21 protein-coding genes are annotated in these 16,823 nt (G+C 45.6%); 6 read left to right on the plus strand and 15 right to left on the minus strand.

The window, feature by feature from the left end; all coding sequences use genetic code 11:
• The first annotated feature begins 31 nt into the window (after positions 1-31).
• Positions 32-226 carry a PA3496 family putative envelope integrity protein gene (locus J8N69_RS07775; RefSeq protein ID WP_168823783.1) on the plus strand — a complete coding sequence of 65 codons (195 nt, stop codon included), beginning with the start codon at positions 32-34 and terminating at the stop codon, positions 224-226.
• A gap of 49 nt (positions 227-275) precedes the next feature.
• Here the strand turns inward: J8N69_RS07775 and J8N69_RS07780 are convergent, their stop codons facing one another.
• Positions 276-425: a hypothetical protein gene (locus J8N69_RS07780; protein WP_168823781.1), complete on the minus strand. Its 150-nt coding sequence runs from the start codon at positions 423-425 to the stop codon at positions 276-278.
• A gap of 131 nt (positions 426-556) precedes the next feature.
• Between J8N69_RS07780 and J8N69_RS07785 the strand changes: the two genes are divergently transcribed.
• Positions 557-1,753: an amino acid aminotransferase gene (locus tag J8N69_RS07785; protein WP_168823779.1), complete on the plus strand. Its 1,197-nt coding sequence runs from the start codon at positions 557-559 to the stop codon at positions 1,751-1,753.
• A 175-nt stretch (positions 1,754-1,928) separates the two neighbouring features.
• Positions 1,929-2,555 (plus strand): DsbA family protein, encoded by a 627-nt coding sequence (locus J8N69_RS07790; protein WP_168823777.1) that lies wholly within the window; start codon positions 1,929-1,931, stop codon positions 2,553-2,555.
• Between the two features lie 62 nt (positions 2,556-2,617).
• Here J8N69_RS07790 and J8N69_RS07795 read toward each other — a convergent pair whose 3' ends face one another.
• A complete protein-coding gene (locus tag J8N69_RS07795) occupies positions 2,618-4,204 on the minus strand; it encodes an aminotransferase class I/II-fold pyridoxal phosphate-dependent enzyme (RefSeq protein ID WP_168823775.1) in 1,587 nt (528 codons plus the stop codon).
• Between the two features lie 156 nt (positions 4,205-4,360).
• Here J8N69_RS07795 and J8N69_RS07800 point away from each other — a divergent pair, with 156 nt between their 5' ends.
• Both J8N69_RS07800 and J8N69_RS07805 read left to right on the plus strand, forming a co-directional pair.
• Complete coding sequence (locus tag J8N69_RS07800; RefSeq protein ID WP_168823773.1) at positions 4,361-5,578, plus strand: aminotransferase class V-fold PLP-dependent enzyme; 1,218 nt, start codon at positions 4,361-4,363, stop codon at positions 5,576-5,578.
• A 6-nt stretch (positions 5,579-5,584) separates the two neighbouring features.
• Positions 5,585-5,998, plus strand: coding sequence for a SufE family protein (locus J8N69_RS07805; RefSeq protein WP_168823772.1), 414 nt, complete (start codon positions 5,585-5,587; stop codon positions 5,996-5,998).
• On the opposite strand, the gene J8N69_RS07810 is transcribed toward J8N69_RS07805, so the two are convergent.
• Genes J8N69_RS07810 through tcdA form a run of 4 tightly spaced genes read right to left on the minus strand, consistent with a single transcriptional unit; the run spans position 5,988 to position 8,611 of the window.
• Complete coding sequence (locus J8N69_RS07810) at positions 5,988-6,572, minus strand: LysE family translocator (RefSeq protein ID WP_168823770.1); 585 nt, start codon at positions 6,570-6,572, stop codon at positions 5,988-5,990. The genes J8N69_RS07805 and J8N69_RS07810 overlap by 11 nt on opposite strands.
• Positions 6,573-6,623: 51 nt before the next feature.
• Positions 6,624-7,454, minus strand: coding sequence for an AraC family transcriptional regulator (locus tag J8N69_RS07815; RefSeq protein ID WP_168823768.1), 831 nt, complete (start codon positions 7,452-7,454; stop codon positions 6,624-6,626).
• A 48-nt stretch (positions 7,455-7,502) separates the two neighbouring features.
• Positions 7,503-7,832, minus strand: coding sequence for a N(4)-acetylcytidine aminohydrolase (gene yqfB / locus J8N69_RS07820; protein ID WP_168823766.1), 330 nt, complete (start codon positions 7,830-7,832; stop codon positions 7,503-7,505).
• Positions 7,829-8,611 (minus strand): tRNA cyclic N6-threonylcarbamoyladenosine(37) synthase TcdA, encoded by a 783-nt coding sequence (tcdA, locus tag J8N69_RS07825; RefSeq protein WP_168823764.1) that lies wholly within the window; start codon positions 8,609-8,611, stop codon positions 7,829-7,831. The genes yqfB and tcdA overlap by 4 nt, the downstream gene beginning before the upstream one ends.
• A gap of 104 nt (positions 8,612-8,715) precedes the next feature.
• On the opposite strand from tcdA, the gene J8N69_RS07830 reads away from it, so the two are divergent.
• On the plus strand, positions 8,716-9,456 hold the full coding sequence (locus J8N69_RS07830; RefSeq protein WP_168823762.1) for a TrmB family transcriptional regulator: 741 nt from the start codon (positions 8,716-8,718) through the stop codon (positions 9,454-9,456).
• Positions 9,457-9,583: 127 nt separating this feature from the next.
• On the opposite strand, the gene J8N69_RS07835 is transcribed toward J8N69_RS07830, so the two are convergent.
• The 9 genes from J8N69_RS07835 to J8N69_RS07875 all read right to left on the minus strand — a co-directional run bounded on the left by J8N69_RS07835 (position 9,584) and on the right by J8N69_RS07875 (position 16,684).
• Positions 9,584-10,003 carry a F0F1 ATP synthase subunit epsilon gene (locus J8N69_RS07835; protein WP_111605822.1) on the minus strand — a complete coding sequence of 140 codons (420 nt, stop codon included), beginning with the start codon at positions 10,001-10,003 and terminating at the stop codon, positions 9,584-9,586.
• A gap of 63 nt (positions 10,004-10,066) precedes the next feature.
• The gene (atpD, locus tag J8N69_RS07840) at positions 10,067-11,443 is read right to left on the minus strand and encodes a F0F1 ATP synthase subunit beta (RefSeq protein WP_168823760.1); all 1,377 of its coding nucleotides are present in this window, start codon (positions 11,441-11,443) and stop codon (positions 10,067-10,069) included.
• A gap of 29 nt (positions 11,444-11,472) precedes the next feature.
• Positions 11,473-12,333, minus strand: a complete 861-nt coding sequence (gene atpG, locus J8N69_RS07845; RefSeq protein ID WP_168823758.1) for a F0F1 ATP synthase subunit gamma — start codon at positions 12,331-12,333, stop codon at positions 11,473-11,475.
• Between the two features lie 83 nt (positions 12,334-12,416).
• On the minus strand, positions 12,417-13,961 hold the full coding sequence (gene atpA, locus J8N69_RS07850; RefSeq protein ID WP_168823756.1) for a F0F1 ATP synthase subunit alpha: 1,545 nt from the start codon (positions 13,959-13,961) through the stop codon (positions 12,417-12,419).
• A 38-nt stretch (positions 13,962-13,999) separates the two neighbouring features.
• Positions 14,000-14,536 (minus strand): F0F1 ATP synthase subunit delta, encoded by a 537-nt coding sequence (locus tag J8N69_RS07855; protein WP_168823754.1) that lies wholly within the window; start codon positions 14,534-14,536, stop codon positions 14,000-14,002.
• A gap of 11 nt (positions 14,537-14,547) precedes the next feature.
• Positions 14,548-15,018, minus strand: a complete 471-nt coding sequence (locus tag J8N69_RS07860) for a F0F1 ATP synthase subunit B (protein WP_168823752.1) — start codon at positions 15,016-15,018, stop codon at positions 14,548-14,550.
• Between the two features lie 57 nt (positions 15,019-15,075).
• Positions 15,076-15,333: a F0F1 ATP synthase subunit C gene (gene atpE / locus J8N69_RS07865; protein WP_111605816.1), complete on the minus strand. Its 258-nt coding sequence runs from the start codon at positions 15,331-15,333 to the stop codon at positions 15,076-15,078.
• Between the two features lie 68 nt (positions 15,334-15,401).
• Positions 15,402-16,229: a F0F1 ATP synthase subunit A gene (gene atpB, locus J8N69_RS07870; RefSeq protein WP_168823749.1), complete on the minus strand. Its 828-nt coding sequence runs from the start codon at positions 16,227-16,229 to the stop codon at positions 15,402-15,404.
• A gap of 53 nt (positions 16,230-16,282) precedes the next feature.
• Entirely contained in the window at positions 16,283-16,684 is a 402-nt protein-coding gene (locus J8N69_RS07875; protein WP_168823748.1) for an ATP synthase subunit I, read from the minus strand.
• Positions 16,685-16,823 lie beyond the last annotated feature (139 nt).

Below are 16,823 nucleotides of genomic sequence, written 5' to 3' on the forward strand. Positions count from 1 at the left end.
ATGTCATCGAACGTCCAAAAAGGGTATAGCGATGAGCAATTTTGCAGAAACACTGACTGAAGTAAAAACCGACATCATGCATGCTTCCATTAGTTTGGATAATGAAGCAAAAGAACGAAATCAAAAGGAAGATGCGGCCCGTATGTTAAAAGCCCGACGAGCAATTGAACAGCATTTAGAACAAAAACGTTTAAACCATGACATCTCAAACGGTTGGGACGACTGACCGCTTGACGGAATAATGCCATGCAACAACCTTTGGCCTAATATTCTGATTAGGCCAAAATGATTTTTGCGTGACTATTTTTTGGCCATTCTTCAATCTGGTCATCGTTCTTTTGTGGCTCTTTTATAGTCTGGTTATTTAATCCCGTCATCGCTTTATCTTGCTTAAATAACCGCTCAATCGTGCCAAAGAGCGACATTTATCACGCCTTATCCACTTCGTTTTCCTTCAACTTATAGCGGTTACTCACGTCTTGGAGTACCATAGCGGCTGATTTTTATATCTTCTAATCCATAATAAAAAAGACAATCACTCTCTTGGGGAGTTACCATGTTTGAACATATCCAAGCTGCACCAGCAGACCCAATTCTTGGCCTGAATGACGCTTACAGAAATGATCCTAATCCGAATAAAATCAACCTAGGCGTTGGTGTTTATAAAGACGAACAGGGCAATACACCTATTTTAAAAGCCGTTAAACAAGCAGAAGAGCGTTTGTTGGCCCAAGAAACAACCAAAAACTACCTGAGCATCGAAGGCGCGCCCGCTTATCGATCCGCCGTGCAATCCCTTCTATTTGGTAAAGACCACACCATTATTACCAAGCAGCTGGCCCAAACAGCCCACACTCCTGGCGGCACCGGCGCATTACGCGTAGCAGCAGAATTCATTAGAAAGCATTTACCAGAAGCCACGATTTGGGTCAGTAACCCAACTTGGGCAAATCACCAATCTGTTTTTCAATCCGTAGGTTTGGAAGTCGGCAGTTACGCTTACTACAATGCCGACAATAAATCGTTGGATTTTGAAGCCATGCTGGCCAGTTTGTCGCAAGTGCCAGAAGGCGATGTGGTGTTATTTCACGGCTGTTGCCACAATCCAACCGGCATCGACCCAACACCCGAGCAGTGGTATCAATTAGCCAAGCTATGCAGCAAACAAGGCTTTTTGCCATTGTTTGACTTTGCCTATCAAGGCTTTGGTCAGAGCTTGCAAGATGACGCAAAAGGCTTACGGAAATTCTTAGAATACGTTCCAGAAATGCTGATCGCCAGTTCATTTTCCAAGAACTTTGGCCTTTATAACGAACGTGTTGGCGCCTTGACTATTGTCTGTGAAACCACCGAACAAGCGGAAACCGTGTTCACACAAATCAAACGCTGTATCCGTACCAATTATTCAAACCCACCTTCCCATGGCTCTGCCGTGGTGGCTGAAATTCTCAATGACCCAGAGCTCTATGCCCTGTGGGAAAGCGAATTAAAAGCCATGCGTACGCGTATTCATGAAATGCGCAGCCTATTTGTGAACACACTACGCGCCAAAGGCGTCAGCCAAGACTTTTCGTTTATCTCTAATCAGCAAGGCATGTTCTCTTTTTCAGGTCTAACACCAGATCAAGTGGCACAGTTGCGCAAAGAGTACGGCATCTACATTGTTGGCTCAGGACGCATCAGCGTCGCGGGCATGACCCATGACAACATGGGCCCACTTTGTGATGCTATCGCCGCTATTTTAAAGGGCTAAGCTCACATTTAGTTGCCACAACGTAATGCAATAAAAACGGCTTTAACGAAGGTTAACGCCGTTTTTTTAACGCTTATTTATTCTTTTCCCCCACTATTGTTTTATGTTTGTTGTTTTATCGCTCAAGAGACTGTTACCTTATGGGCTCGCTTTTTTATCTCAATAGGAGCCGTCAATGGCCGCCACACTGATTTATTGCTACGACCCAATGTGCAGCTGGTGTTGGGGATTTCGTCCTACTTGGATCAAGCTACAAAAAGCCTTACAAGACTTGATCGATGCGGACCAATTAACCATTCAGCCCATGCTGGGCGGTCTTGCTATCGATTCCGATGTAGCCATGCCAGATGACATGAAGCACAAACTGGAAGGCACTTGGCAGAATATTCAAAGCTCGCTAGGCACAGAGTTTAATTTCGACTTCTGGAAAACGGCCGCACCACGGCGCTCAACCTATCCTGCGTGCAGAGCCTGTTATGTTGCCAGAGACACAGGACTGGAAGAAGAGATGTATCACGCGATCCAAGAGGCGTATTACCTACACGCCAAAAATCCGTCGGATCTCGATACGCTCATGGAGTGCGCCGAACACATCGGCATGAACCCAGAAGGTTTTCAAAAAACCATGCAGCACGTTAAAAACGAGCAGCTATTGGAAGAAGAAATAGAGCAGGCTCGACACCTAGGATTGAACTCCTTTCCCTCTTTAGCCTTGTTAATAGGCAATACACTCACGCCCATTCCGCTCGACTACCAAGACCATTCCAGCATGTTAAATGCCATAAAAAAGGCGCTGTCTTAGCGCCTTCTCATTGATTGTCTATTCCCTGCCACTCATTCCTGCCACTATCCAAATTCCTACCATTAGCCAAAATCGTGATTGATGAGATCCAACATTGGGTTGTAAAGCGGCTCCGTTGTGGCGTTACGAGACTTTTTCGTTTCTTTATCAGGCGCTCCAACGTTGTTGACTTCTAAAACATCAAACATCTGTAAATCGCTTTCTATGGCGTCGACAATTTCTTCTGCTTGCTCGTTCTCTTTTGCTGGATCAAGAGCCTCTATTGCCTCTTCAATTTTTGCTTCGACAGGCTCGATAACCGGTTCAATTTGATCCACCACTAAATGCTCAGCTAAAGCGTTTGCCAGTGGTTCCACATCGTCCAAGGTCACATTCACCGCTAACCAATGATTGGCGTCGGCCTCATGACTCACCAAGGCGCCGGGCACAATCGCATGGCGGAAACTGGCTAGCAATGCAGTCATGCTCGCTACTTCTAATGGTTTCGATAAACGCATCCAAAGTGACATGCCACCCTTGCTGGCGGCAAAGCTGACTTGATCACCAAGTCGTGCTTCCAAATGCGCTTTAATACGTTCCGAATTCGCCCAGATCTCTCGGGCACGTTTCATTAATGAGCGCTTACTGGTTGGCTGTAAGGCATCGCTCAGCGCCATTTGTTGCGCATCGCTTAACGCCATGTCAGCACCTAAAAACGCCCCTTCTAATAAGGCTTGATGCTTACCCGGCAAACACCAGCTTGCGGAACGGTCTACGCCTTTTGATTCCACGCCACCGATGTACACAATATGATCCGACGAATCCAGCGACTTGTAGGTCATCATAGCGCCAGCACGATACGCTAAATGTGAGCACAGATCCCATTCGATCACTGGCAGCTTGGCTTCTTCTATAATCGCCAACCAGCGACGCAAGCTTAAATTACTCACCAACTGGCCTGCGGGAAAAGAAAATTGCCCCGGTAAAACAATCAGACGAATGGGTTTGTCACGCAAACAACGAATCGCTAAATCTAAATCAACACCGCGTTCGCCCGCGGTTAACGCGATAACTTGCCGCCCTAAGCTTTGCAATGTGGTGGTGATCCTAGGATCGCAAGGCGTGAGCACTAATACGCTATCGCCCCGTTGAGTCAGGGTTTGCACGGTCTGGGTGAACATGGCTAACGGCGAATACCCAAGCCAAAGCTGTGAAGCATGCGCCTTGATACCCAGCCCTTTCAAATAGTCACTCACGGCTTCGCGCACCGCCAAATGACCTTTGCCCAATACCGGCAGGTGAATGTCTTCCTGTCGTACTGCCGCACTTAAAAAGGTGTCACTTTGATCGACCAAGGCCGCGCGGTGAGCAAGGCATGACCAAGCCGGTTTCGTGCCGTCATTGGCTAATTCACGCAACTCATCACCTGCCAATAACAAGGCGGCTTTGGTCTCACTGCGGTGACAAACAAAGTAGCCCGATTTAGGGCGAGACTCGATCCAACCGTCTTCACTCAGCAATTCATACCCGTGAATAACGGTGTTTAAACTCAGACCCAATTGTTTTGATAAGACTCGTAAAGACGGCATTTTATCACCGGGCACGATGGCCTCTTGTGACATTTGATCCAAGAACCAATCCACCACACCCTTGTATAAAAAATCCGCCACGGCTTTGTACCTTTTTTAGTTTATTATCTAGTATCTGTTATCAGATCATTATAGTTGTCTTAAGAAAACGCAAGTAAAACACCAATAATTGCCGATTTTAATGGCAGTTAAGGTACAATTTCTTCTATCTTGCGCTGATTTCAACATAGAGTATTCATGGCTTTTGACCCTTTATTACTTCGTCCCCTTTTTCCTATTTTGGCGCAATCTGCCTACGGCCATCCATTAACCTATTTGGATAATGCCGCGACGACACAAAAGCCTCTGCCAGTATTGGATGCCATTCAAGATTATTACCGCAATATCAATGCTAATGTCCATCGCGGCGCGCATTTTCTGAGTGATCGCGCCACCAACCGTTTTGAGCAAGCCCGAGACACGGTCGCAAGCTTTATCAATGCGCCCGAACAAAGCCATGTTATTTGGACAAAAGGCACCACAGAATCCATCAACACCCTTGCTTACGGCCTAGAACACCTGCTGGAAAAAGGCGATGAAATCCTTATCACCAGTTTAGAGCATCACGCTAATTTGGTGCCTTGGCAACAGCTGGCGTTTCGCACTGGCGCGCGCCTACGCATTTTGCCGTTAACCTCCAATGGTGAATGGGAACCAGAATTCCGCCACTACTTCACCGATCGCACACGTATTTTTGCCGCTACTCACATTTCCAATGCCATCGGCGTCAGTACACCACTGCAAATCATGCTCGACCACGCCAAGCAACAAGGCGCGTTTACCTTGGTCGATGGCGCGCAAGCCGTGGCGCACTATCCTGTTGATGTACAAGCGTTAGACTGTGACTTCTATGTGTTTTCCGGCCATAAAATGTATGGGCCAACAGGTGTTGGCGTTTTGTATGGCAAAAGTCATGCATTGGAGGTTTTACTACCTTACCAAACCGGCGGTGAAATGGTGCGCCATGTGTCCTATCAAGCCACCGAATTCAATATCCTACCTTATCGTTTGGAAGCGGGAACGCCACATATCGAAGGCGTTATTGGCCTAGCGGCGGCTTGTGACTTTCTCTGCTCTCAGGATCGTCTGGCCTTATTAGCGTGGGAACAATCCCTCGCTTCACATGTTTACAGCAGACTGCATAAAGCCGGCGGTATCGACATCTATTCGCCCGAAAAAAACACCACTTTGGTTTCCCTAAGTGTGCCCCATATGCACCTCTTGGATTTAAACGCTTACCTAGATAGCCAAGGTGTGGCGGTTCGAGCCGGTAGCCACTGTGCCCATCCGCTAATGGCCCAGCTTGGCGTCGCGGGAACCTTGCGCGCGTCTTTCGCCTGTTACAACACCATGGCAGAAGCCAACCGCTTCTGTGATGTGCTACTCGACGCCATAGACTTACTAAACGATGAGTAACCAGTGATGACAGATTCTTTAGGACAACAAAAGCCAGCAAACATAAAAGCCCAGCTACAAGCTTGCCGCAGCAAAGAAGAAACCTTCAAGACATTGGTAACATTAAGCAAAACCTTGCCAAGACTGTCTGCAGAAGAAAAAACCGAAGACAATAAAATAAAAGGCTGCGAAAGCGCCGTTTGGCTGATAGACCAAGAAATAGATGGGCTTCGTCACTTCAAAGCCGACAGCGATGCCAAACTCATGCGTGGCGTGTTGGTCGCTATATTGAGCTTGGTAGAAGGGAAAACGTTGGCGGAGATCCAACAAATGGATTTGAAAAAGGAACTGGCCGAACTCAACTTATCAAGTTACCTCACCAGCTCTAGAACCAATGGCGTGTTGGCAATTTTGGCAAAGATACAAGTTCCTAAACAATAAAACCGGCGATGCCCAAACTGATAAACAACAATCCTGTAATGCGATTAATCAGCACGAGATGGTGTTTTAATAAGTGCGACACCTTATCTATAGCGGAAGAGATAAGCACATGGATGATCAAGGTGATCACCACTAACTCCGCCGTGAGCAAAATAGCGTAGGTCGCAAAATGCTCGTTAGACGGCACAAACAGCGGAAATAAAGCGCCAAAAAACACCAGCGTTTTTGGGTTCAATAACGAGATCAACACACCGTTTTTAAAACTGTACCCTTGCGCGGCGATGGTCATCTCACTGTTGGCGTAATACAAGGCTTTGCAGCCCAAATAAGCGATATAGCCACTGCATAACCACGTCATGATTTGAAACGCTTGTTCACTAGAATGAATCACGGCCAACAACCAAGTATTCGCCAATACAGAAGCTAAGGTTAACCCTGTGGCGATACCAAAAATCACCGGCAAGGTGCCGCGCAAATTCTGATTAATACTATTACTGACGACAGCCAATCCACCAGGCCCTGGCGACAATGCCGACGCCAGACAAATGGCCAAAAACGCTAGTTGATTTTCCATCACGCTACTCACTCGCTATTGAGGTCACCACTCTAATCGGCCAATTCGCTTTTATCTTGTAAAAAATTGCTGTCGATATGCCGAGGGAGAAATCCCCATGGCATTCACAAAAGTCTTGCTGAAATGGCTTTGGTCATGAAAGCCGCAACAATTCGCCACATCTATCGCACTCGCCCCCGCTTTAAGTTGAGCCCTAGCATAATTCAGGCGTTGTTGGATTTGATATTGATGAGGCGTCAGCTGATAACACCGCTTAAATTCTTTAATCAGATGAAATTTACTAATGCCCGCTTGCTGTGCTACTTCATCGAGAGACACTTTTTGCTGGAAATGATCCGCGAGATAATCCCGCGCCAACGCAATATTCGCTTGGGCTTTACTAAGAATAAGCTCTGAGTGACCTCGCTGATGAGCATACTTTTGCAATAATTTTACCAATAAAAGCTCCCAATGAACCTCCAGATCAAGAGACTCAGCCCCAGACCCAAGCTTAGCCAACAGCATCTGCATTTGTCGTGTTAAACGCTCATCCTTGATAACGCTTTGCTTAAAAGTCGGCAGTCCTTCCTTGGCAAAAACCTCCTGATAAATCCGTCTAATTTGACTTGCAGAAGGGTAAATCGCTCGGTATCGCCACCCCTCACCATTACCTTTAGAGCCAGTATGCAGTTCATCTGGGCTGATGATAGAAACATCGCCTGCAAGTGCATTATGCGTCACGCCTTTGTGATGAAACTGTTTAACGCCTTGATCGACAACAGAAATAACATATTCCGCATGAGCATGCCGACCAAAGGTAGTATCAGTAAATTGGGCATCGATGACTTCAAGGCCCTCTAAGACATCATTTGTCGATATATAACAAAACTCATCTTTAAACATTGATAAACATCCCTGCTGCCACTCTTGTAAAAAATTGCTGACTTATTTTTAATTAACCTTTAATAACCCTTTTAGCTGATAAGAAATCAGATACAGCTGCTGAATCCCTGGGTAAATGGCTTGAATCACTTCCTTCAATTCATCCAGCGTCATATTTTCTTGCTCGGCGTGATAATCCGTTAATGCGTCAAACAAGATAGGCTCGACAGAAAGTATTTCCAAGCGACAAAACTCACGACCCTCTTCGAAGGTGGACACGGTGACAACCGAGCCGGGAACATAGTACTTTTCCGCTTCATCGCGCAAGGTAATGGTTTTTTTACCCGCTAGAATATCGGCCTCAAAGCGTTCAAAGAAGGTCATAGTAGTTGGTGTCATGGATTCGCCTTTTGAGCCAGTTTTTCCAATACTCTCGATACCGCGACAAAGGCGAAGGAAGCGGTCACTGCGGTGCTGGCTCCAAAGCCGGTGTCGCAGTTCATTTTGGTTTCCGTATCGCCTTTTAAGCGCTGATGAGACACGGTACCGTCCCCTTGCGGATAGCGTAATTGCTCGGTGGAATACACGCATTCGATGTCAAAGCGGCGTTTAGGATTGCGGGTAAAGTTGTAATAACGTCGCAGAAAATTACGTAATTTGGCGGCTAACGGATCTTTTTCGGTTTTGGAAAGATCGCCGATGAGAATTTTCGTCGGATCAATTTGCCCACCTGCGCCGCCAACGGTGATGACTTTGCGTTTGTTGCTCTTACTCCACGCCATAAGAGCGGCTTTGGGTTTGATGCTGTCTATGCAGTCAATGATGTAGTCAAACGGTGTAGAGAGCAGCTCAGGGAGGTTATCAGGGGTGATAAAGTCTTCTAGGCAAGTGACTTGGCAATCAGGATTAATTAGCTTAATCCGTTCTGCCATCACTTCGACTTTGGATTGACCGACGGTATCCGTTAAGGCGTGAATTTGACGATTAATATTGGTGATGCACACATCGTCCATATCGATCAGTGTGATGTGACCAATTGCCGAACGAGCCAAGGCCTCGGCCGCCCAAGAACCCACGCCACCAATGCCAATCACACAAACGTGAGCTTGAGTAAACACCTCATACACAGCATCGCCATATAAACGACGAATGCCCCCAAATCGTTGATCGTTTGTCACTTTTCTCTCCTCGCAGGCAAATCGCCCTGCGCTTTTTGTATCAATAAGTGTATGCTTTTAAGCCATTAAAAACGCGATAAATTATGATCAGGTATTAGCACCCTATGATTCAGCAAGCTTTTGAAATGCTTGGTTTAACACCAAAAGAAACGCAGCTTTACCAAACCTTGTTAAAACTTGGCCCGTCTTCCATACGAGACATTGCCGAACACAGTGGCATCAATCGCGGTACGGCCTATGAGTCTCTAAAGCAGTTACAAACAAAAGGCATAGTCAGTTATTTCCCTAAGGGGAAGCGACGTTTTTTTACCGCTGAGAATCCAGATATTTTATTGAACCTAGCCGAAGAAAAGCGCAGTCGGCTCAATAAAACCATAGAAAACCTAAAAAACACCATCATTCCTAATCTGCACCAGCAGCAACCAGACTATCATCAAACCCATGTGCGTTATTATGAAGGCGACGATGGCATAGAGTGGGTATTGCGCGATATTTTAAACGTGGTGTCGCAACAAGACCACAAAGAATATTGTGTGTTTTCTTCCAAGCCAATTCGGCCTTTTTTGTATCGCCCTTTTCCCAACTACACCAAACAACGAGTGAAGCTGGGCATTAACGTGAAAGTCATCGCGCTTGGGGATGGGGGTGAAGAAGCCGAATTGTCGGAACGAAAGTGGATCAAAACGGAAGGTTCGGTCGACGCCAGCTATATCGCTATTTACCCACCCAAGTGTGCGATTATTTCCTTGGCGAGCAACAACTTCCCTTCTGCCGTGGTATTGGAATCGAAAGACATCGCCAAAGCCCAGCAGATTATTTTTGATACGCTGTGGAAGATGCTTTAAAAGGCGGTTTTCCATTAAAAAAACTTTCCACTGAACAATAAGCACTAAAGAATAACCACTAAACAATAGCCAATAAAAAAGCAGCTCGAAGGCTGCTTTTTTTGACTTTCATCTTCAACACGACCGCTTAGCTTTGATGGCGGAACTGTTGAATAGTACGTAAACGGGCGACGGCTTCTGCCAATTCCGCTGTTGCACGAGAGTAGTCGACATCGGCTTGTTGATTGGCTAAAAGCTCTTTTGCGTGTTCTTGCGCTTTTATGGCCGCCTCTTCGTCTAGATCTCTTGCACGAGTGGCTGTGTTAGCCAAGACGGTGACACGGTGTGGTTGAACTTCTAGGAAGCCACCCGACACGAAGATAAACTCTTCATCACCATTTTCTTTAACCACACGGACAGGACCAGCTTCCAGCGTTGTTAATAAGGCAGCATGACCTGGCATGATACCTAGATCACCATAACAACCTGAAGCCACAAGAAATTGAACCGAACCGGAAAAAATTTCTTGTTCAGCGCTTACGATATCGCAGTGTACTGTGATAGCCATAAGTTGCCTCTCTTAGTCATACTTAGTAAAAGCGCCAGATGACGCTTTTACGGCGTGTGATGGTTAAAGTTTCTTAGCTTTTTCGACGGCTTCGTCGATGCTGCCAATCATGTAAAACGCTTGCTCTGGAAGGTCATCAAACTCACCATCCAAGATGCCTTTAAAGCCACGGATAGTATCTTTCAAAGAAACATACTTACCAGGTGAACCTGTAAAGACTTCTGCTACGAAGAAAGGCTGAGACAAGAAACGCTGGATTTTACGAGAACGGTTAACCGTTTGCTTATCTTCTTCAGATAACTCGTCCATACCCAAGATCGCGATGATGTCTTTCAATTCTTTGTAACGCTGCAATACCATTTGAACGCCACGTGCTACGTCGTAATGCTCTTGACCGATAACCAATGGGTCAAGCTGACGTGAAGTAGAGTCAAGAGGATCGATCGCTGGGTAAATACCCAAAGATGCGATGTCACGAGACAATACAACGGTTGCGTCCAAGTGAGAGAAAGTCGTTGCTGGAGACGGGTCAGTCAAGTCATCCGCTGGTACGTATACCGCTTGAACAGACGTGATAGAACCAGTCTTAGTCGAGGTGATACGTTCTTGCAGAACACCCATCTCTTCAGCAAGTGTCGGCTGGTAACCTACCGCAGATGGCATACGACCTAGCAATGCAGATACTTCCGTACCCGCAAGCGTGTAACGGTAGATGTTATCTACGAAGAAAAGTACGTCACGACCTTCGTCACGGAACTTCTCCGCCATGGTCAAACCCGTCAAAGCAACACGTAGACGGTTACCTGGTGGCTCGTTCATTTGGCCGTATACTAGAGATACTTTGTCGATTACGTTCGAGTCAGTCATCTCGTGGTAGAAGTCGTTACCTTCACGAGTACGCTCACCCACACCAGCGAATACAGAGTAACCGCTGTGCTCGATGGCGATGTTACGGATAAGTTCCATCATGTTGACGGTTTTACCAACACCGGCACCACCAAACAGACCGACTTTACCGCCTTTCGCGAACGGACAAACAAGGTCGATAACCTTGATGCCTGTTTCTAGCAATTCGTTGCTAGAAGACTGCTCTGCATAAGAAGGAGCGGAACGGTGAATAGACCAACGCTCTTCTTCGCCGATTGGGCCTTTTTCGTCAATCGGATTACCTAGAACGTCCATAATACGTCCTAGTGTTTTAATACCAACGGGGACAGAAACCGGCTTGTTTGTATTTTCAACAACCAAACCACGCTTAATACCGTCAGTGGAACCCATGGCGATGGTACGAACAATACCGTCGCCTAGTTGTTGTTGAACTTCCAACACCAACTCTTTACCCTCAATGGTCAGGGCATCATATACTTTTGGTACGCTATCACGTGGGAATTCCACGTCCATAACCGCGCCAATAACCTGTACGATGTGTCCGCTACTCATGTTCGGATCCTCTTAAATACCTAAATACCTTAAACCGCTGCCGCGCCGCTGACTATCTCAGAAATCTCCTGAGTAATCGCTGCTTGACGAGCCTTGTTGTACACCAACTGCAATTCATCAATGATATCGCCTGCGTTGTCGGTTGCGTTTTTCATTGCCAGCATACGCGCTGCTTGTTCACACGCAATGTTTTCAACCACAGACTGATATACTTGAGATTCAATATAGCGAACCAATAATTCGTCTAAAATTTCAACGGCATCCGGTTCGTAGATATAATCCCAGTGGTGCTGTAACTCTGTATTCTCTTCCGCTTGCAACGGCAAAAGCTGCTCAACCGCCGGCTTCTGAGTCATCGTATTGATAAACTCGTTAGAAACCACATAAAGACGATCAATACGACCTTCATCGAACGCATCCAGCATGACTTTCACACTGCCGACTAAATCGTCGACTTTAGGTGCATCACCCAAACCTGTGATCGCTGCTGTCACGTTTCCGCCGTAGTTACGAAAGAAAGAAACCGCTTTGCTACCGACAGCACAGATGTCAACTTCCACATCTGTCTCAGCAAACTGTTTCATGCTTTTAATAGCGGCTTTAAACAAGTTAACGTTCAAACCACCACATAAACCACGGTCAGAAGAGACTACGATATAACCAACACGCTTCGCCTCACGATCGGTAAGGTAACGGTGTTTGTACTCAGGATTCGCGTTGGCCAAATGACCAACTACTTGGCGAATTCGTTCCGCATACGGACGAGAAGCGGCCATACGATCCTGAGCTTTACGCGTTTTACTTGCGGCAACTTTTTCCATTGCACGAGTAATTTTACGCGTATTATTAATGCTCGAAATCTGAGTACGTATCTCTTTTCCGACTGCCATAATGAACTACCCTTGTGAGAATGTTATTTCACAAACTGTTCGAAACTGGTGACAAGCTAAACATCCGCTTGTCACCAAAGTCATTACCAAGTTTGCGTCGCTTTAAACTTCTCGATTGCCGCTTTCAAAGTCGCTTCAATCTCGCCGTTAAAGTTGCCAGTTTTGTTAATGTCGGCCATTAGATCAACGTATTCGCTGTTCATGTAGCTCAACAAAGCATTTTCAAAACTGCCAATTTTGCTTGTTTCAACATCTTCAAGGTAGCCATCGTTAGCAGCGTAAAGAACCACGCCCATATCAGCCACAGGCATAGGAGAGAACTGCTTTTGTTTCATCAGTTCAGTAACCTGTTTACCATGTTCAAGCTGTTTACGAGTCGCTTCGTCTAGGTCAGATGCGAACTGAGCGAATGCCGCCAATTCACGATACTGAGCCAATGCAAGACGAATACCACCGCCAAGTTTTTTGACAATCTTAGTTTGCGCGGCACCACCAACACGAGACACCGAAATACCGGCGTTCATCGCTGGACGAATACCCGCGTTAAACGAGCTCGTTTCCAAGAATATCTGACCATCAGTGATGGAGATAACGTTGGTTGGTACGAAAGCCGATACGTCACCACCTTGTGTCTCGATGATTGGCAATGCGGTCAAAGAACCGGTTTTGCCTTTCACTTCACCATTGGTGAATTTCTCTACGTAGTCAACGTTTACACGAGACGCACGCTCAAGAAGACGAGAGTGAAGGTAGAAAACATCGCCAGGGTACGCTTCACGACCTGGTGGACGACGAAGTAGCAAAGAGATCTGACGGTAAGCCCAAGCTTGCTTGGTCAAATCGTCGTATACGATCAACGCGTCTTCACCGCGGTCACGGAAATATTCACCCATAGTACAGCCAGTGTATGGCGCTATGTAAAGCATTGCTGCTGGATCAGATGCGCCAGCGGCTACTACTGTGGTGTATGCCATCGCGCCCGCTTCTTCAAGCTTACGCACGACGTTGGCAATAGTAGATTGTTTTTGACCAATCGCTACGTACACACATTTAATGCCAGAATCTTTCTGAGCAATAATGGTGTCGATCGCTAGAGCAGTCTTACCAATCTGACGGTCACCGATGATCAACTCACGTTGACCACGGCCAATTGGCACCATAGCATCAATGGCTTTATAACCTGTTTGAATCGGTTGATCAACGGACTGACGTTCGATAACGCCCGGCGCCACTTTTTCAACTTTATCGGTTAGTTTTGCATTGATAGCGCCTTTGCCGTCGATTGGGTTACCCAATGCGTCAACAACACGACCAAGTAGTTCAGGACCAATTGGAACTTCCAATATACGACCTGTACATTTCACTTTTTGGCCTTCTACAAGGCTTTGGTATTGACCCAATACGACCGCGCCCACAGAGTCACGCTCTAGGTTCAAGGCAATACCGTAAATACCACCAGGGAATTCAATCATTTCCCCGTACATAACATCTGCCAAGCCGTGGATCAGAACGATACCGTCTGCCACACTGACAATTGTGCCCTCATTTTGGGCATCAGAAGATACATCGAGGTTCTCGATGCGCTTCTTGATAATCTCGCTGATCTCAGATGGATTCAGTTGCTGCATGCTAAATTCCTCAACCCTGGTTTCGACTTAACGAAACACTAGGAGTTTATCGCCTCGGCCAGTTTCGCTAATTTACCGCGTACTGAACCGTCGATGATTAAGTCACCGGTACGGATAACCACGCCACCAATTAGGCTCGCGTCTGTGTCACTGGATAAGTTGACAGTACGGTCCAACTTTTTCGCCAATGATGCGGCCAATGCCTGTGTTTGTTCAGCTGATAATGCAAAAGCGGACGTAAATTGAACATTTACCGCTTTTTCATAGTTCAGTTTAAACTGTACAAATAACTCAGAAATAGCAGGAAGAAGCGATAAACGCTTATTCATAGCAAGGGTCAGTAAAAATGCTTTCCCTTGTTCTGTTGTTACTTCTGCACAAACATCTGCCAGAGCGTTTGCCTTCTCTTCCGCACTAAAAGCCGGATTTCCAAGTGCTTTTTTAAGCTTAGGTTCTACTGTCACAGCGGCTAATGTGTTTAACATTTCTGCCCACTCTGAAATATGACCTTGCTCTCTAGCGACTTCAAAAACCGCTTTAGCGTACGGTCGCGCGACTGTTTTTAATTCAGCCATTAGACCCTCGCTTAAAGCTCTTTGGCGAGCTGTTCAACGATCTCGCTATGTGCTTTTTCGTCAATGGTGGCGCCCAAAATTTTCTCGGCTCCAGCAAAAGCTAAAACAGCAACTTGAGCACGCAATGCTTCTTTAGCACGCATAACATCTTGTTCTATTTCCGCTTGAGCTGCTTCGCGCAGACGCTTGCCATCAGCAATCACCTGCTCTTTTGCCTCGTCGATCATTTGGTTCGCACGTTTGTTGGCTTGTTCAATAATCTCGGCCGCGTTGTCTTTGCTTTCACGTAATACCTGAGAGGCTTGTTCTTGTGCCAATTCAAGATCACGTGAAGCGCGGTTCGCTGCTTCTAAACCGTCTGCTATTTTTTTGCTACGCTCTTCGAGCGCAGCAATCACTGGTGGCCACACAAATTTCATGCAGAACCAGACAAAAATAGCAAACGAAATAGCTTGGCCTATAAGTGTGAGATTCAAATTCACGCTAATACCCTCGCTTTAGTCGTTCAAAAAATAAGTCACTTACAATAAAGTGAGATATTAGCCTGCAACCAAAGCAACGAATGGGTTTGCGAAAGTGAAGAACAATGCAATACCAACACCGATCATAGAAACAGCGTCCAAAAGACCTGCCACGATGAACATCTTGGTTTGTAGCATTGGTGCAAGTTCTGGTTGACGCGCACTTGCTTCAAGAAATTTGCCACCCAAGATAGCAAAGCCAATTGCTGTGCCCAATGCAGCCAAGCCGATAAGGATTGCTACAGAGATAACAGTTAAACCAACTACAGTTTCCATTTTAACTCCTAGATTTTACAGTTTTAGATTCAAGGTTTATAAATTATTACTTTAAAAGGTAACAAACTTTAGTGCTTTTCAGTAGCCATACTCAAGTACACAATGGTCAACATCATGAAGATAAAAGCTTGCAGTGTGATGATCAATATATGGAAAATTGCCCATGGTACAGACAGAGCCCATTGAACACCCCATGGCAAAATGGCGATCAAGATAAAAATCAATTCGCCGGCATACAGGTTACCGAACAGTCGCAATGCTAATGACACAGGTTTCGCCAACAAGCCAACCATTTCCAATATAAAGTTAAATGGAATCATGATCGGCGTATTGAAAGGTTGTAATGTCAGCTCTTTCGCAAAACCACCAAACCCTTTGATGCTGATGCTGTAGAAAATAATCAGTAAGAACACAGATATAGACAAACCAATAGTGGCGTTAATATCGGTTGTTGGCACTATTTTAAAGTACTCTAAACCAAAAACATCACTCGCTATTCTTGGAATAAAATCAATAGGGACCAAATCCATTAAGTTCATCAAAAATATCCAGACAAAAACCGTCAATGCCAACGGGGCGATGACTTTACTTTTGCCATGAAAACTTTCTTTAACGGAGTTATCAATAAACTCGACCATAAGTTCTACAAAATTCTGTAGGCCTCTTGGTGTTTCTACTGATGCTTTTTTCGCGGCAATACGGAATAACCATAGGAATAGAATACCTAAACCAATAGAGAACCCCATTGTGTCTAAATGTATCGCCCAAAAGCCCATGTCCGATGCTTCTTGAGATGTCTTCGCAATACCCCAGCTACCATCAGGGTGCTGACCATAAGTCAAATTCTGAAGGTGATGCTGTATATATTCCGAAGCGGTTGGATTTTCACTTGCCATATTTATATCCACGCTATTTCAATGATAAAACCACACGCCTACCATTCGTTTTTTTAACGAATAATCGCAGGACTGAGCCAGTGACTCAAAATTGCTAAACTGAAGCCTATAAAAAAGCTTCCTGCCGCCAAGGGTTTCACTAGGATAAACACCAGCGATAACAGTAATACTGTTAACACCAGTTTTCCGGCTTCTCCCCTGTAGAAGGACTTAACCACTTCTTTTGCAGGCAAAATTCCTTTATGGCCAAACACACGCCAAGCCATATAAATATTGGGTAAAATACTGCAAAAAGCACCCAGTAAAAAAGAGTACCCACTCAGACCGCCAGAAACATAAAAAATTCCCAACGACACGAAAATAGTAAGAAATATTTGTAACCGTAAGAAACGAAACACCGTCTTCTTTTTAGCGCTAATAATAGCACTGGCACTTAACGGCTTATTCACTTCCATTACTAACTCTCTTTTTCGCACTAAAAAAGTGCAAGCAATACGATGATTTACAAAATTCGAGGCATTATAGGGGTAATGACGGCCGTGTTCAACTTAAAGTGATTATCAGGATCACTTTATAGGTATCTTGTCTAGATAG

Origin of the sequence: Marinomonas profundi (assembly GCF_020694005.1) — a bacterium.
Classification (GTDB): domain Bacteria; phylum Pseudomonadota; class Gammaproteobacteria; order Pseudomonadales; family Marinomonadaceae; genus Marinomonas; species Marinomonas profundi.

Coding starts and splice junctions, on each gene's coding strand:
- J8N69_RS07775 (WP_168823783.1), top strand. CDS start 32: ATGAGCAATTTTGCAGAAACACTGACTGAAGTAAAAACCGACATCATG.
- J8N69_RS07780 (WP_168823781.1), bottom strand. CDS start 425: ATGTCGCTCTTTGGCACGATTGAGCGGTTATTTAAGCAAGATAAAGCG.
- J8N69_RS07785 (WP_168823779.1), top strand. CDS start 557: ATGTTTGAACATATCCAAGCTGCACCAGCAGACCCAATTCTTGGCCTG.
- J8N69_RS07790 (WP_168823777.1), top strand. CDS start 1,929: ATGGCCGCCACACTGATTTATTGCTACGACCCAATGTGCAGCTGGTGT.
- J8N69_RS07800 (WP_168823773.1), top strand. CDS start 4,361: ATGGCTTTTGACCCTTTATTACTTCGTCCCCTTTTTCCTATTTTGGCG.
- J8N69_RS07805 (WP_168823772.1), top strand. CDS start 5,585: ATGACAGATTCTTTAGGACAACAAAAGCCAGCAAACATAAAAGCCCAG.
- J8N69_RS07810 (WP_168823770.1), bottom strand. CDS start 6,572: ATGGAAAATCAACTAGCGTTTTTGGCCATTTGTCTGGCGTCGGCATTG.
- J8N69_RS07815 (WP_168823768.1), bottom strand. CDS start 7,454: ATGTTTAAAGATGAGTTTTGTTATATATCGACAAATGATGTCTTAGAG.
- yqfB (WP_168823766.1), bottom strand. CDS start 7,832: ATGACACCAACTACTATGACCTTCTTTGAACGCTTTGAGGCCGATATT.
- J8N69_RS07830 (WP_168823762.1), top strand. CDS start 8,716: ATGATTCAGCAAGCTTTTGAAATGCTTGGTTTAACACCAAAAGAAACG.
- J8N69_RS07835 (WP_111605822.1), bottom strand. CDS start 10,003: ATGGCTATCACAGTACACTGCGATATCGTAAGCGCTGAACAAGAAATT.
- atpD (WP_168823760.1), bottom strand. CDS start 11,443: ATGAGTAGCGGACACATCGTACAGGTTATTGGCGCGGTTATGGACGTG.
- atpG (WP_168823758.1), bottom strand. CDS start 12,333: ATGGCAGTCGGAAAAGAGATACGTACTCAGATTTCGAGCATTAATAAT.
- atpA (WP_168823756.1), bottom strand. CDS start 13,961: ATGCAGCAACTGAATCCATCTGAGATCAGCGAGATTATCAAGAAGCGC.
- J8N69_RS07855 (WP_168823754.1), bottom strand. CDS start 14,536: ATGGCTGAATTAAAAACAGTCGCGCGACCGTACGCTAAAGCGGTTTTT.
- atpE (WP_111605816.1), bottom strand. CDS start 15,333: ATGGAAACTGTAGTTGGTTTAACTGTTATCTCTGTAGCAATCCTTATC.
- atpB (WP_168823749.1), bottom strand. CDS start 16,229: ATGGCAAGTGAAAATCCAACCGCTTCGGAATATATACAGCATCACCTT.
- J8N69_RS07875 (WP_168823748.1), bottom strand. CDS start 16,684: ATGGAAGTGAATAAGCCGTTAAGTGCCAGTGCTATTATTAGCGCTAAA.